This window comes from Desulfuromonas sp. TF, assembly GCF_000472285.1.
Lineage (GTDB): Bacteria > Desulfobacterota > Desulfuromonadia > Desulfuromonadales > ATBO01 > ATBO01.
Genome location: NZ_KI421426.1, coordinates 56760 through 72574 on the forward strand (window position 1 = coordinate 56760; position 15815 = coordinate 72574).

At 59.0% G+C, this 15815-nt stretch carries 13 protein-coding genes; 1 reads left to right on the forward strand and 12 read right to left on the reverse strand.

The annotated features are described in order from the left end of the window. The 12 genes from DTF_RS26970 to DTF_RS0118420 form a co-directional block, all read right to left on the reverse strand. Positions 1-219 (reverse strand): TetR/AcrR family transcriptional regulator (locus DTF_RS26970; protein WP_035058188.1); only part of this gene is annotated, 219 nt, incomplete at its 3' end. 282 nt (positions 220-501) lie between these two features. After that, on the reverse strand, positions 502-1791 hold the full coding sequence (locus DTF_RS0118365; RefSeq protein WP_035058111.1) for an ATP-dependent 6-phosphofructokinase: 1290 nt from the start codon (positions 1789-1791) through the stop codon (positions 502-504). A gap of 106 nt (positions 1792-1897) precedes the next feature. After that, positions 1898-3247: a glycogen/starch/alpha-glucan phosphorylase gene (locus DTF_RS24440; RefSeq protein WP_051361457.1), complete on the reverse strand. Its 1350-nt coding sequence runs from the start codon at positions 3245-3247 to the stop codon at positions 1898-1900. Positions 3248-3388: 141 nt separating this feature from the next. Then, positions 3389-3856 (reverse strand): hypothetical protein, encoded by a 468-nt coding sequence (locus tag DTF_RS0118380; RefSeq protein ID WP_027716512.1) that lies wholly within the window; start codon positions 3854-3856, stop codon positions 3389-3391. Between the two features lie 221 nt (positions 3857-4077). Next, positions 4078-8487 (reverse strand): efflux RND transporter permease subunit, encoded by a 4410-nt coding sequence (locus DTF_RS24445; RefSeq protein ID WP_081703081.1) that lies wholly within the window; start codon positions 8485-8487, stop codon positions 4078-4080. Positions 8488-8512: 25 nt separating this feature from the next. Next, the gene (locus DTF_RS0118390; RefSeq protein ID WP_027716513.1) at positions 8513-9625 is read right to left on the reverse strand and encodes an efflux RND transporter periplasmic adaptor subunit; all 1113 of its coding nucleotides are present in this window, start codon (positions 9623-9625) and stop codon (positions 8513-8515) included. 108 nt (positions 9626-9733) lie between these two features. Continuing rightward, a complete protein-coding gene (locus DTF_RS0118395) occupies positions 9734-10363 on the reverse strand; it encodes an NAD(P)H-dependent oxidoreductase (protein ID WP_027716514.1) in 630 nt (209 codons plus the stop codon). A gap of 220 nt (positions 10364-10583) precedes the next feature. Beyond that, entirely contained in the window at positions 10584-11123 is a 540-nt protein-coding gene (locus DTF_RS0118400; RefSeq protein ID WP_081703082.1) for a DUF4136 domain-containing protein, read from the reverse strand. Between the two features lie 29 nt (positions 11124-11152). After that, entirely contained in the window at positions 11153-11314 is a 162-nt protein-coding gene (locus DTF_RS26735; RefSeq protein WP_155890875.1) for a hypothetical protein, read from the reverse strand. A 68-nt stretch (positions 11315-11382) separates the two neighbouring features. Continuing rightward, complete coding sequence (locus tag DTF_RS0118410) at positions 11383-11622, reverse strand: hypothetical protein (protein ID WP_193352719.1); 240 nt, start codon at positions 11620-11622, stop codon at positions 11383-11385. A 164-nt stretch (positions 11623-11786) separates the two neighbouring features. Next, positions 11787-12539, reverse strand: coding sequence for a VacJ family lipoprotein (locus DTF_RS24450; protein ID WP_035058114.1), 753 nt, complete (start codon positions 12537-12539; stop codon positions 11787-11789). 17 nt (positions 12540-12556) lie between these two features. Continuing rightward, entirely contained in the window at positions 12557-13834 is a 1278-nt protein-coding gene (locus tag DTF_RS0118420) for an alpha/beta fold hydrolase (protein ID WP_027716517.1), read from the reverse strand. 338 nt (positions 13835-14172) lie between these two features. Between DTF_RS0118420 and DTF_RS0118425 the strand changes: the two genes are divergently transcribed. Then, complete coding sequence (locus DTF_RS0118425) at positions 14173-15711, forward strand: sigma 54-interacting transcriptional regulator (RefSeq protein WP_027716518.1); 1539 nt, start codon at positions 14173-14175, stop codon at positions 15709-15711. The last annotated feature ends 104 nt before the right edge of the window (positions 15712-15815 follow it).

Below are 15815 nucleotides of genomic sequence, written 5' to 3' on the forward strand. Positions count from 1 at the left end.
CGGATAGTCCTTCATCACTTCGACCAGGCAGCGACGCTCCAGTTTCCTGTAGGTCTGTTGCACCAAGTGGTCCTTGCTTTCGAAATAGCGATAGATCGTCCCTGCCCCCACGACGGCAGTGTCGGCAATCTTTTCCATGGAGGCTCCATGAAAGCCGTGCTCGGCAACGATGCTTACGGTTGCATCCATGATTTCCGCACGCTTGTTTTTGTTCCCCATCGTATCCCTCTTTTCTGCTGGTAAACGCAGCGGCTGATTACAGATCCTTCCCACTTTTCATCCGCTGGGTGCGGCACCCCTGGATACGCCCTTGTGAGCTTGGTGAGGGACCCCGCTGCGTCGGCCTGTTTCATTCCTCTTGAAAAAAACCCCGGTGGGTGGCAAGCGGGTGGACCATCCGGGGTAACAACCACTCGAGGCATAGAAGAAAACGGTCAGGTCGCTGTTAATCGATGCGCATGCCAGTCTCTGAGGCATCCATTGGCATCACCTTTTCATGGTTCACAGCATCTCCCGCGGCTGGCCGGTGGAGGCGAGGACGCTGCTCCAGAGCCACCCCTGCGGGTCGATCTTCTGCCGGGCGCTGGTCGCCAGTGAGATCGGCACATGGGTGATGTGGTAGTGCCAGGTACCGACGACCATGTTGGTCCGCCCCGCCATCCCGGCGTGAACGGCGTTGTGCCCCAGGAGGAGGCAGAGGGCCGAGTCGTGGGTGTTCGCCGGCTGGCTGCGGATGATGTAGCTGGGATCGATGTATTTGAGCGTCATCTCCCGCCCGGCCCTGGCGAAATGGTCCTTGATGGCGTCGCGCAAAAAGATGCCGATATCCCCATATCTGACGTTCCCTGACGCGTCGCGCTCCGCCGTCGCCGCCAGCAGGTCCTGCCCCGCTCCCTCGGCCACGATGACCACGGCATGGTCGCGTTCCTCCAGCCGCCGCTCCAGTGCGCGCAGGAAACCCGCCAGAGAAAAAGGGGACTCCGGAACCAGGCAGAAATTGACCTGGCTGTCGACGAGGGATGCGTAGGCGGCGATGAACCCCGAGTCGCGCCGCATCAGCTTGACCAGGCCGATGCCGTTGCGGGCGCCGGCCGCTTCGACGTGCGCGGCGTAGATGGCCCGCTGCGCCTCGGTCACTGCGGTTTCGAAGCCGAAGGTCCGCTCGATGAAGGAGATGTCGTTGTCGATCGTCTTGGGGATGCCGATGACGCTGAGGGGGTAGCCGCGCCGGCGGGCCTCAGCCGCCAAGGCGCCGGCCCCTTTGAGGGTGCCGTCTCCCCCGATGGTGAAGAGGATGCCGATTTCAAGCTCTTCCAGATAATCGACCATTTCGGCCGGCTGCTGCGGCCCCCGGGAGGAGCCAAGGATCGTCCCTCCCAGTTCCCCGATGTTACTCACCGCTTCAGGAGTCAGCTGCAGAGGGGTATGCCCAAGATGCTTCACCAGCCCCTCGTAGCCGTAGCGGAAGCCGTAGACTTTGCAGACCCCGTAATGGTGATAGAGGCTCAGGGTGACGGCGCGGATCACGTCGTTGATCCCCGGGCAGAGGCCGCCGCAGGTGACGATGCCGCAGGCGGTCCGCGCCGGGTCGAAGAAGACCCGCTCCCGCGGCCCGGCCACCTCCAGCGCCGGCGGCTCCCTTCCCGCGTCGACATACTCCCGGATCTCTTCGAAGCGTGAGTGATACAGAATCCGCTCGCCGTCTGAGGTGAACCGCCCCCCTTGCATAGGCGATAGGAAGCGGCACTCGCCGAGCCGCTCGATGGTGAAGTCCAGTTCCTTGCCATTCATAAGGTCTCCCTAATCTCGGGCGCTATGGCTTGCGCCCGCTATCCGCGCCAAGCGGTGAACTCTCCCCGCGCCCCGGGGCGGTCGATTCCGGATGAGTCTTCAGCATCTACGCACTTTCCGCTTTTTTACTGCCCCGGCCCTTACCTCCTGAGTAGACGTATTGTTCCGAGTCCATGATCGCCGTCGTCTGCCAGATCTTTTCACAGTACTCGCGGATGGCGCGGTCGGAGGAGAATTTCCCCATCCGGGCGACGTTCAGGATCGACATCCCGGTCCACTTCTTCCTGTACCGGAAAGCCTCGCTCGCCCGGTCCTGGCAGGCGACATAGGACTGGTAGTCCGCCAGCAGCAGATACTCGTTCCGGGTTATCTCCCAGGCTTCGTCCCATTCCAGCCTATGCTCGTCCAACAGCAGCCGCATCAGCTCCGCGATCCCGATGGAAGGATGGGTATCATTGATCTGGATGGCGAAGGTTTCGGGGAAACTCCTGATGTCTCTGCCCCATAAAAAGTGAAACTGGATCATGTCCTGCAACGAGCAGGAAACGAAGAAATATTGCTGGGCCAGGCGAAGGAGTTTGCCGATCTCCGGCTCGTCGTTGGGGTACAGGACCTTGGTGATCGTTTCGGAGAGGACCTTGTCATCGACGGCTTTGTAATAATCGCCGGCATTGAAGACCTGAAAATCGAACGATGCGACGGCCTCCGATTTCCAGAGACGAAGGGTGGAGATCCCTCCGGAGCGGTAGCCGGCGACGGCCGTATCGTAGGCCACCCCTTTCACCACCTTGTCCGGTATCCACCGAACCGACGGCCGCCCCTCGGGATCGTGAACATGCTCCGTCTTCCCGCCGAATTTGACTTCATAGGTGAGATCGGGACGACGCACCTCCCACGGGTTGCCGTACTTGAGCCAGTTGTCGGCCTTTTCGACCTGCCATCCATTGCGGATCTCCTGCTCGAAGATGCCGAACTCATAGCGGATTCCGTATCCGATGGCAGGAACCCTAAGGGTCGCCAGGGACTCCAGATAACAGGCGGCCAGGCGGCCGAGTCCGCCGTTGCCGAGCCCCGGCTCGACCTCCTGCCGGAGTATGGCTTCGAGGTCCTGTCCCAACGTCGAGAGCGCGGTACGGACCGGCCCTTTCAGGTCAAGGTTGACCAGGTTGTTTTCCAGATGCGGACCGAGAAGGAATTCGGACGACAGATAGCTGACGACTTTGAGCTTTTCTTTCGCCGAGGTCAGTTCATAGAAGGCCCTGAGCCACTGATTGAGCATCTGATCCCGAACGGCATAGGCGGTCGCCATATACCAGTCGTTCGGCGTGGCAAAGGGTATCGGTTTGACCTGGGTGTGGTGAAGGTGTTTGAGAATGGCCTTCTGGATGTCAGAGGAACTTTGGCGGGTCACAATGATCTCATGATTGTTGCCGCTGTGCTTCGTTGCTCTTTTCATAGCTGCTCCTTGGTCAGTTCCAATTCCACGAAGTCAACTGGTAAAGCTCAGGTACCAGTCGTTAAAGCTGATGATCACCGGCATCAAGAAGACGCTTCCGTGCAGGTCGTTCATGCACTGCATTTCCTCTTGTATGGTCCGCTACTCTAACAATGGAACTTTTTTTGAGATTTCATATTGCTCAACTGCGTCAATATTTTGTTGTATTTGCAGGTATCGAAAAATTTTTTTAACGGGAAGGACTTTTTCCACATCTAGAACAAAAGCAAAATCATTTAATAACCTTCGACGGTTTTCAAGCAATGTAAAATATACATCAATCATGTTTTTTGCTTGTTCATCTGTCAATGACTTATCTTTATTTTGTTGGAGGTAGGATGATATCAATTCAAAATGTTTTTTATCCAAATTATACAGATTTTCCTGAAATTGACGAAATACAGGCCAAAACTTTTCAGATTCTTCATCAGAAAGCAGCAGATTTTCCATGACCGCCAACTTTCCTTGGTCGAGCACGATATTCTTTTTCAGATCGTTAACGCTTTCTGCAAAAGCAAATGAAGAAAAAAGGATCAAGCTTATCGCCACCAATGTTGATGTGAATCGCATTTTTTATCTCCTGTCTGTTCAGTGTCAGAATGAATCGATTTAGTTTCAGTTTGGCTTTCAAGTAAATTTTAATAGTAACCTTGACCGAAGCCAACAAACGCTAAAGTTCTCGGTCCCTATTCGTATCAAAGTTCTCACCGTCCCAATGGTGTTTTCATTGTCGTCGCTGTGTTTCATTGCTCCATAGGCTGCTCCTCGGACCTAGCCGGGCAAATCAGGCTTCAGTTCCTTTTCGCGAGCATTCCCATGATCCGGTCGAGCTCGGCGCCGGCCAGCCGGTATTGCAGCGAAACCTGCAGCTCATTCGCTTCCGCCTTTTTCAGTGCCGCCACCGTCTCGGCATGCTGTGCTGCCGTCACCGTCCCCGCCCTGGTTCCATTTTCGCTGAGCCGCGCATTCTCCCTGGATAACGAGAGCGCCTCCCGGGCGACGTCCACCATCTGTTGCGACCGTTCCAGATTCCGGAACGCCTTGTCGATTTCGATCCCGATCCGCCGGTCTGTACGTGCCAGGTTCTCCTGCGCCTGTGACTGCTGGGCGACCCGCTGGCTGATTTCCCCCTTCCGCTTCCCCCAGTCGAAAATGTTCCAGGTCAGCTCCGCCCCGAAGATGCCGATGTTATCCTCCAGAAACGGCGCTCCGTCCTGGTAGCCGTGCTTGGCAAAGAGCGTCACGTCGGGGATGTACTCGTACTTGGCCGCCCGCACCGCGTGACGCGACTTTTCCAGCGTTTCGCTGGCGGCAAGGAGTTCGCCGTTGCGGGCACGGGCTTGGTCATAGGCCTGGTCCCTTGACGGTTCCGCCAGTTCCGGCAAGCCGTCCTCGGTCACTTCCAGGACGTCGTCCCCGGGCAGACCCAGAAGATCGTTGAGGTCGGCGGTGAGATCCTCAATCCGTTTCTCCGCGACGAGCAGGGCCTGCCGGCGCTGGAGCAGATCGGCCATCGCTCCGGTGACCGCCACCTGGAGGAGGTTCCCGGCCCGCACCCCCTCCTCGGCCTCGCGCAGGTTCTCCTGCGCCGCCGTGAGCGAGGCTTCGGCGGCTTCCTTCTCCTTGCCGGCCACCAGCAGCGCGTAATAGAGGTGGTGGACCGAAAGAGCGGTTTCGTTTTCCGAGCTTTTCAGCTCCGCTGCCGCAATGCCGCGATCCGCCCGGGCCATTCTGTTGGCTTCACGGATTTTCAGAAGCTGCGTCGTCGGCTGTGCCAGGGTGGTCTCGATGTACAGGATGGTAGAGTCGCCCTGCTCCAGCTTTACGTCCTGATCCGGGAAGGGGCTTCCGGAGACATTCCCCAGAGTGCCGGCCGGAACGGTGATCTGTTGCTTCTCAGAGAAGGCCAGGTACCTGGTGCTGTTGGAAAGCTGCGGGAAATATTGCGATCGGGCTGAGACGATTTTCCCTTCGGTTTCCGACACCCTTTCCCGGCCGATTTTGACCGCCGAGTTCTGCTGCAGAGCCAGCTCGACCGCCTCCGGGAGCGTCAGCGAATGCTTCACCGGTGCGGCGGAGGCCTCCCGCCCCCCGGTAAAGAGGGCACAGGCCGCGATCATGGCGACGGCTGCCCCCCGTTTCAGGGAGCGGGACTTGACGACCACGAAGAGGACGGGAATGATCAGCAGCGTGAAGAACATCGAGAAGATAAGGCCGAAGGCGATGACGCTCGCCAGCGGGCTCCAGAGGCTCGACCCGGAGAGGATCATCGGCGTCACCCCGACGGCGGCGGCCATGGTGGTGAGGAAAATCGGGCGCAGCCGCCGCGCCCCCGCTTCCCGCGCGGCCTGCTCCAGGGGGTCCCCCTCGGCGACTTTTTCATTGCAGTAGTCGACGAGGATGATGCCGTTTCGCACCACGATGCCGCACAGGCTGATCATCCCCATGAAGGCGGTGAAACCGAAGGGGTTGCGGGTGATGATGAGCCCGAGAACCGCCCCGAACAGGGTGAGCGGGATGGAGGCCATCACCACGAGCGGATCCGAGATGGTTCTGAATTGCACGAGCAGGACCAGGAAGATCGCCACCAGGCTGATGCCGAGGGCAACGAGCATCTGGGGGAATGTCTCGTCCTGGTTGTATTTTTCGCCGCCGTAGTAGATCCGGTAACCTGGCGGCAGTTCCAGGGCCTTGATCTTCGGCATCGCCTGCTCCAGGATTTTCGAGGCGTATTGCCCCGGCTTCGGGTAGGCCTGCACCGTCAGGGTGCGCACGCCGTTTCTGCGAACGATCCTGCTCGTCTGCCACTCGGGCGACAGCGTGGCGACCGAGCGGAGCGGGACGCGGGCACGGGTCAGCTCCGAGTTGAGATAGGTGTTGCCGATGTCCCCGAAGGCTGCGCGCGAGGCCGGGTCGAGTCGCAGCCTGATGGTAACGGCGCGGTCCCCTTCCCAGAACGTGCTGACCGCAGCGCCGTCGAACGCGCCGGACAGGGTGTTCGATACCGACGCCTCCGTGATGCCGAGGCGATTTGCCAGTTCGTCGTCGACATTGACGTCCAACATGTACGAATCGTTGAAGTAGTCATGGTGGACGTACTGAGAACCGGGGAGGTCCTCCAGAATCTCCCGCACCTTTTCCCCCAGCCGCTTCAGCTCGTCGATGTCGTCGCCGGAGATGCGCACCTCGATCGGCGCCTCCGTCTGGGCGCCCTGCTGGAGCTCCTTCACGATAACCATCGCCTCCGGCGCCACCGCCGCCAGCGCCGGACGCAGCTCCTTCACCAGACGGTTGGTATCTTCTACCGAGGCGGTATTGACGATGAACTGGCCGTACGCGCCGTCGGGCTGCTGCGGGTTCACGTTGTAGTAGAACCTCGGGGCGCTCTGGCCGACGAAGGTGGCATAGTGCTCGACGCCTTGGCTGGCGGCCAGCTTCTTTTCGATCCGAGCCATGACGGGGTCGGTGGCCTCGATGCGCGTCCCCTGGGGCATCCACACGTCGATCACGAACTGGTTTCGCTCGGCCGAAGGAAAGAACTGCTGCGGCACCAGGGCGAAGAGCATAATGCCGAAGGCGAACGCGCACCCTCCGAGGGTGAAGGCGAGCCATTTCCGGCGCATGAAGAGATTGATCAGTACTCCGTACTTCCCCTGGAGCCGGTCGAGCAGGCTCTTCTTCTCCTTGCCCTCGGTCTCCGCTGCGTCGTGGTCGTGCAGCCCCTTCTTGATGAAGAATCCGCAGAGGAGGGGCGTCAGCATGACCGCCACGATGAAGGAAACCGCCAGCGCGATCGCCACGGCGATGGGAAGCGCCATGATGAACTCGCCGGACGAGCCGGTGATGATCAGCAGCGGCAGGAAGGAGGCGATGATCGTGATGGTCGCCGTGAGGACCGGGACGAAGACGTCGCTCGCGCTCCTCCAGGCCGCCTCGCTCCTCGGGACCTTATGGTCCAGAAGCTCGACGTAGTTGTCGGCGATCACGATGGCGTCGTCCACCACGATGCCGAGGACCACGATGAGCGCGGCGATGGACACCTGGTGCAGGGCGATGCCGAAGGCGTTCATGACGGCGAGGGCGCCGCACAGGGTGATCGGTATGGCCAGGGCGGCGATGAGAGCCACCCGCAGAGGCAGGAGAACGATGGTGACGATCACCACGGAAATGATGGCGAGCAGGAACTCATGGCTCAGATGCGAAATCCGCTCCTTGACCACCCCCGGCTGGTTGGCGACCAGGTCGAGCTGCACGTCGGGGGGCAGGAGCACCTTGAGGTGCTGGAATACCTCGTCCAGCCGTTCCCCGAGTTCGACGATGTTCTTCCCCTTCTGCATCTCTACGGAGAGGAGCAGGCACGGCTCGCCGTCGTAGCGCGCCATGAACGTCGGGTCCTGATACCGGCGCTCCACGTTGGCGAAGTCCCTGATGTAGGCGGGATGCCCATCCTTGGAGACGTCCACGAGCACATTCCGGATCTCGTCTTCGGTATTGAAGACTCCGGTAGTCCGCATCGGGACCTTCGAGTCACCGGCGTCGAAACGTCCCGCGCTCTGGATCACGTTTCGCTGCCTCAGGGCGTTCGCCACCCGGCTCGGATCGGCGAAGTACTGCGCCATCCGCTCCAGGCTGCCGGTGACCCAGATTTCTTCCGATTGCGTCCCGTAGGTCACGAGCTTTCCGACTTCGCGAACCGTGCGCATCTCGTCATGGATCTTGTCCGCGTAGTCCCGCAGTTCCCGGTAGCCATACCGCTTCCCGTGGATGGCGATCAGCATCGCCACCGTGTCGCCGAAATCGGAATCAACCACCGGCCCCATGACGCCGTCGGGGAGTTCGGTGCTCTTGACCACGTTCAGTTCATGGCGCAGCTTCGCCCAGAACTGGTCGGAATTCTTGACGTTGTCCTCCAGTTCGACGTTGATGATGGCGACCCCGGGACTGCTCGTCGAATAGGTTTTTTCCTTCCGCACCTCCGGGAACTTGAAGATGTGTTTTTCCAGGGTCTTGGTGACCTGCTTTTCCACCTGCTCGGAGGTCGCTCCCGGGTACATCGCGGCGACGAGCCCGGTCCGGATGGTGACCGTCGGATCTTCCGTCCGCTGCATTTTCAGGAAGGCGTGAATGCCGATAGCGACCACCATGGCGGTCAGGATCAGGGTAACGGCGGGATAGCGAAGCGAAAATTTTATCGGAGTCATATCGATCTTTTCCTGAAAGCAGAGTTTAATTCGGGCGGGTCTGTTCCGTTGCCGATACGACCAGACCGTTTCTGAGCTTGCCCTGTCCGGCCAGAACGATCAGCTCGTCCCCGGCAAGTCCGCTCTTTATCTCGACGTCCTTGTCGATGACCGCTCCGATGTCCACACGCTTGGCATACACCCGCTTCTGGTCGGGGTAGTAGATAAAAACCTGCGTCGCTCCCTGCGGATCACGAACCACGGCCTCCCCCGGAAGCGTCACCATGGATATCGTCCGGTCCCCGCGGATGGCTGCTTCCGCGACCATCCCGACGCGCAGCAGGCGCTCGGGATTCTCCACGGCGATTCTGGCCATGTAGGTTCGCGTGTTGGGGTCGGCGGAGACATTGATGAGGCGCACCGTCCCCTGGAACGTCTTTCCCGGGAGGGCGGGAACGGTGATGTCCGCTTCCTGTCCGATCCTGACGCGGTGGACGTCCGTTTCCGGCACGCCGACGTTCACCTCCACGGGCTCGATCTGGACGATCTCGAAGACGGGACGCCCGGCGGCGGCGGTGTCGCCGGGTTCAATCGACCTTTTGGCGATGTAGCCGCTGGTCGTGGCATACAGAGTCCCATCCGTAAGACGTTTCCTGGACAGCTTCTCCGAGGCAAGGGCCTGCTCGTGCTGCTGAACGGCGGCATCATACGCAGCCTTGTATTTCAGAAAGTCGTTTGGGGCGAGGCTCTTCGTGTCGTAGAGCATTTTCATGCGCCGGTGCTCGTCTTCGGCCCGCTCCAGGCCGACGCGGGCATGATCTGTTTGCGCTTTGGCCGCCGCCTGGTCCAGCTGGTAATCGGTCGGGTCAATAGAGGCCAAGACCTGCCCCTTCTTCACGAATTCCCCCTCCCTCGGGCCCACGAACACCACCTTTCCGGAAACGAGAAAACCAACCTCCGCGGGGGAGTTCGGCGTCGAAACCGTCCCGCTCACGGCGACGGTCTCCCGCTCCTGAACCTTCTGGACCCTTCCGACAATCACAGAGACGGCGTCGCTAACCGATTCCTTGTCCTGTTTGTCACCGGTGCAGGCGGTCAGTGAGACTCCCAACAGCAACAGGCATACCGCCACTACAACGGATTTATGGGTGCTTTTCATTGTTGACACTCCCTTTTTGATCCCTCTACGTCGACTTTCGGGTACAGCGAGGTCCTGATTGTGGTTACAAACGTTTCCATGTTTACGGGTTCCTTTACGCTCTCCATCTCAGAAGCCACGAGCCAGCGTCAACAGCCTGTGCCGCGCTGCTCCGTCCTCCTCTTTTGGACCTTGTTCCGGATCGTCTCCCTTAAGGAGCACCGTTTCCTGATCAGCAACGCCCAGGAAACTGAGCATTGACCGCAAGTAGGCAACGCTCATGTCCTGCTCCTGTCCAAAGATGAAGGGCAGGTCTGCGTGCAGATGCAGTGATTTCCTGCTCCGGACGGGAAGAATTCCCTGCGCCCCCTGTGGCGTCAGATGATAAGTAAACCCGGGAACCGATATTGTATCGATGTACATCTTGAACTCGGCCGGGAACCAGAGGTTGAAGCTGTGCGTGACGAAGACGTATTTGTCGCACCTGCCGAATTGGTCGGCGAGACGCCAGATCCGACTCATCTTGCGTCGCTCTTCTTCCGAAAGGAGAGAGTAGTTCTGGCCGCACTCGCTTCGTTCCCAAGCACTGAACACGTCCTGGTCGATGCGCTGAATGCTGTCGCGGTACAGGTCGAGAAACTGCACCTCGTCCTGTGGGTTCCAGCGAAGGTACTCCTCCAGGAACTCATAGCCGAGCGAAAGGGTGCGCGATCTGTCCTGAGGTCTGACATTGCAGGTGACGTAGAGCAGGTTGGCCATGATCTTCTCCTTGGCATTGGATAACGGTTGTCCTTCTCTTAGCGATGAGCATGCCAACCATAAAACTCTAATTGTTTCGAATGCTTAAATAAAAGCTCAGGATTGCTGTCACGGTATCCAGTAATTCTAGTCACGGAATATCGTAGAATACGTCAACAGTACGGAATCTCGTAATCCCCAATGGCTGGCTGAAAAAGGCTAGCCTCCCTCATCGCTGGGATCACCTTCGGGGCGGATACTGGGAGAGTATCTCGCGGACCGCCTCGGGAGTTTTTGTCGAGGCATCCTGCCGGTCGCCAATCGGTCTACTGGTCACGCCGCGCCAGACCAGGGTATTCTTTTCCCGGTCGATCAGTTCGATGATCAGGGTTCCCTTGCGGTAGGATTCCTGTTGTACCCCGCCCTCGGCGCGCCTTCTCCAGCGCCAGGCATGACTGAACCCGCTCGCGCCGGGAGTGGCGGCGACGGCCTCCTGAAACCTGGCCTGGTATTTCACCATCAGATCGGGTTTTTCCGCAGACTGCACAAGCCCTGTACGTTCCAGCTCATTGGTCACAGCACGGCGTACGACCTGGTCGATCAAGTCATCGCCGACCATCGTATCCATCAGGGCTGGTTTTCTGTCCAGCCAAGCCCAACTCCTGTATTGCTCGAAATCAGCCTGCCAGTCGAAGGAGGACTCGACCCGATGGTCCGGTTTGGCGCAGGCCGCCAAGAAAATCAAGAAGATCAATAAAAGGCAAATTCGTATTTTCCGCATGATGCTCTCCTTTTTGAATACTCCAGTGCTCAGGTCGCCTTCACCACCACCAGGGTGATGTCGTCGGCCTGGGCTTCTTCACCCCGGAAAGCCGCAACGGCTGACATGACCGCGGCATGAATGGTTTCGGCATTTTCTTGAGCATGATACGTACCGTGAGCCTGTCTTGGTATCATTGACGGCAAATTCAAGAAGGCCTTCCTGGATGGCGGCGCGATCGCATCGGGCGTTGCGCCCGGTTGCTGGCCGATGAATGCGGTCACCACACCCTATAGATGCCCCAGCCCGTCCCGGTTTCAATAAGAGCGTAAACCTCTTGATGCTGAGTCGGAATCACTCTGACAATCTCTCCTTCCACCCAGAAACGGTTGTTTCCGGCGTTGTCCAGCACGTCGATCAGACCCCTATGTCCCAAGTAAAGGTGGCCTTCCGGAACATTTCTGGATTCAGCGCCATAAGGGATTTTTTTTGGATCAGTAGTCATGGTGTCTCCTTTCATTTGCGCCTCCGGTGATGGCACCTTGCGCGGCTCCACCCCCGGGGGAACCCGGTTAAGATTGCTGGCGAGACCGGCATCGGCGTTCAGGGTGGATGCGTCGGTCAACGGTTTTTTTTCAGGCTATTTTTCATCGTCCCTGAGATGCTCCCCGGCGGGCGTCAGCGTCACCTGAGAGTTTTCAACGCACGCTCCTGGCTGAAAAGGTATCGGACCATGTAGTATTCGAACGGATAGTCGCTTTCGTAATAGCGAAAGCTCTCCCTGTACCGCAAATCCACTGTTTCTGTAGCAGTGATCCCAGCTTCGACCTCGGTTCCAGCGAAGGGACCGATACTGCTCATGATGGTCCAGCGCACCCAGCCGTCGACCGCAAGACCGCCGGCGCTCCGGACGGTGTTCGGGCCGAGAATGGGGAGAACCAGATACCTCCCTGTACCGACCCCCCAGGTTTCGAGGGTGTGATCGAAGTTCTCGTTCTCACGCTTCAATCCGAAGGCGGTTGCCGGGTCGAACAGGCCGCCTATCCCAAGGGTCGTGTTGGTCACAAACCGCCCGAGGGTCACCAGGGACTTCTTTCCTTTCGCCTGCAGGATGCAGTTGGAGAAGGTCCGTACCTCGCCGAGGTTGGCGAAAAAGTTGCTGACGCCGGTTCGAATAAGGCGGGGAACGGTCCTCTCGTACCCAGCGACGACCGGGAGCAGTACGTACCGGTCGGCCTCGTAGTTGAATTTGTACATGCTTCGGTTGAGGCCTTCCCAGGGATCGCGCGTACGCGATACCTGCTCGTCGTCGCTGAATTCGCGTACCGTGTGCATGGGAGGCACCTCGTCGGGGAGGACCGCCATCCTCGCGGCACAGCCGGAAAGGATCAGGACCAGAGCAATGATGAAGATCAACTTGATCGCGTGGTTACCCATGCCGTACCGCCCATTGTCTACCACGTTGACGAGCGCAGCCAGTCGATCAGAAAGGCCATGTTGTCGCGGTGTTCGAGATTGCCGAGGTGCCCGCCGCGGGGATAGACCTTGAGACGGGGGCCGAAAACCCTGCGCAGATAGTCGAGCTCCCCCGGGGCCAGGATGAAGTCATCCTCGTTGGTGATCACCCCTATCTTGTTGGAGGAGGAAAGGTAACTTTCGATGCTTTTTAGGCTCAACGCTTCCATGATTTTCTCCTTGGTGAGCCCCGGCTCCCTGCTTTGGAAATAGGGAACGAAGTATTCCTTGAAATAGTCCAGGAAGGAGAGATGCAGGCAGGTCCAGAAGTAGTCTTCGAGGGAATCGCTGTTTTTCAATTCCCTGTCCTTCGGCACGACGTAGCCGCCATGGGTCATGACGTCAGAGGCGAAAATCATCCCGGCGGAGCTGATGCGGAAGGAGACCGCGATTGCCCCCCCGGCCTCGTCCCGGTCCAGAAGGTGGGCCTGGTATCCGGCGAAGAGATAATCATCGTCTACGGCGACAAAGTCTCCCTTGCGGTAAAAGTCTATCGCCTTCGCCATCACACGGTTGTAGAATGCTCCGACCCTCCTGGGACCTCCGGGGATGGGGTCAAGCAACCCTTCTATCCTCGACACGGAGTTGTAGAGGCACACTGCCGGGTTGAGCATCAGTACCCTTTGGAAATCGAAGACTTTACGTTCTTCGTCCAGTTTGGCAACGAAAGCGGCTTCTGTTCCCCCCAGGCTGTATCCGGCGAGGAGGAAATGGGAGACCTCGATGTGCCCCTTGGACTGGCTCCAGATCTGCTCCATGACCCGATAGAGATCTGCGGCGTCCTCGGACAGCTTCCCCGGGACATGAGTGGTCGAGGCATCGATGATGAAGTTGGGAAACGTCGGAGAGGGGAGCGCGATAACGTGGAACCCCGCGTGGTACAGGTTCTCCATGAGAGCAACGACCTTCGGCGCCCTGCTGCTGCCACCGGTCCCGGCAATGAGGAAAACCAGGGGAGCCTTGTGGTCCTGGAACGCCACCGTGTAGCGCAGCCCCCGGTCGTAAAAGAAGATCTCCGGCTTTTTTTGATCCGTTTGCAGGATCATCGTCCTGACCGGGACCTCCCCGGGAAGGTTCGGCCTGAGGCTGCGTGGAGTCCCCAGGATGCTGGCGGCAAAGCTGTCATCAATCGGGTACCCGTACCCCGTATCGTCTCCACAGGCATACGCCGGGAGCAACAGGAACAATCCCAGAAGGATGCGTCCGAAGATTTTCATGCCTGATCCATTTCCTCTCGCTCCGCTCACCACCGTGTCCACCCTCGGGCTCCCCATGCGACGTAAGATTGTCTGGAGCAGGGTTGGCAACGATGGGCTCTGCTAACCGTTTATTTGTCCCTGTATTAGCGATGTCCATGCCAACATCTTTCGCCAAATCATTTCAATTACTTAGACAACAGATTTCGACCTAGATACAGTATTCTGTAATTTCGATTGCGAAATGCTGTGAAATGGGGGGATAATGCGGTTAGTCGTAATGCTGGGTGTGGATCGCGGAAAAATATGGGCAGGAAAATGGAGAAAAGGTGCCGGTTAGCTTCGGCAAGGGAGAGCTAATGGAGAATCGCGACGAATTCCTCAGGGAGATAACCCTCAGAATCTGCAGCAGCCTGGATATCAAGGAGTCGTTGCGCAGCGCCTTCGTTTACCTGAGGGAGCAACTTCCGGTCGACTCGCTGACTCTCTGCATCATCGACGAACGGCTGGGGGCGATACGACACATCGCGTACGCCCGTGAAAACAGCCCCCCCGTTCCCGACGACATCGTCCCGCTGCCGAAAGGGATGCTGGAGAAGATCACGGCGCGGAATTTTTCCGCGCCGTTCGTCGTGAACCCAAAGGACGACATTTTCCGCATCCTGGCGCCAATCCTGAAGCTCGAAGGGATTTCGGACCTGATCGTTCCCTTGCGCATCAAGGAAATGCTCCTGGGCGGACTGGTCTTGCGCACGCGGGGAGAAGGCAGGTACAGCGAAGAACAGGCTGAACTTCTCGGCAGGATCGGCAAGCCGTTTGCGATCGCCCTGGCCAACGCCCTCGCCCATGAAGAGGTGCTCCGCTACCAGGCGGTATTGCTGGACGACAAGCGCTTTCTGCATCGCGAGCTGTTTGGCGACAGTGCGGACGAGATCATCGGCGGCAACACGGGGCTGCGGAACGTCATGGAAATGGTGCGTCAGGTGGCGCCGCTCAACAACACGGTGCTCATCCTGGGCGAAACCGGGACCGGCAAGGAAATGATCGCCAACGCCATCCACTCCTCTTCGCCGCGCAAGGACGGCCCCTACATCAAAGTGAATTGCGGCGCCCTCCCCGAGACCCTGATCGACAGCGAACTGTTCGGGCACGAGAGGGGGGCGTTCACCGGAGCGGTGGCCGAGAGCAGGGGGCGATTCGAGCGGGCTGATGGCGGGACGATTTTTCTCGATGAGATCGGTGAGCTGCCGCCATCAGCGCAGGTGCGCCTGCTGCGGGTGCTGCAGAACCACGAGGTGGAAAGAGTCGGGGGAAAGCGCCCGATCCCCGTCGACATCCGGGTGATCGCGGCGACGCACCGCAATCTGCAGAGCATGATGACGGAGGGTAGCTTCCGCGAGGACCTCTGGTACCGGCTGAGCGGATTTCCCATCATCGTCCCGCCGGTACGGCAGAGGAAGGAGGACGTGCCAGCTCTTGTACGCCACTTCGTGGCCGTGAAGTGTAGAGAACTGGGGATGGCTATCCCCCCGTCCATCGCGCCGGGGGCACTGCTGCGGCTGATGGAATATGCCTGGCCGGGAAACGTACGGGAGCTGGAGAATCTGGTCGAGCGTGAGTTGATCCGGCACCGCGGAGGCCCGCTGACCTTTGACGCGGCTCTGCCGCGCGAGGAAAAGACGAAAGCGGTTGTCGCCGGCAACGCTGGTCCTCACCTCCCGCTGAACCTGGACGAAGCCATGGCGGCGCACATCAGCGGGGTGCTGGAACTGGCCGGCGGAAAGATTCACGGTCCCGGCGGGGCGGCAGAATTGCTCGGTGTGAACGCCAACACCCTGCGCTGGCGGCTGGACAAGCTCGGCATCAGCTATCGTCGCAGAGATCGGGAAAAGACCTGATGTAAGACCTCATGCCACCATAACGTGAGAAGGATAAAGACAGGTTCTGCACAGTGATGGCCGCGATCGTCCTAAAAATTGTATCATTGAAATCGACCAAAACA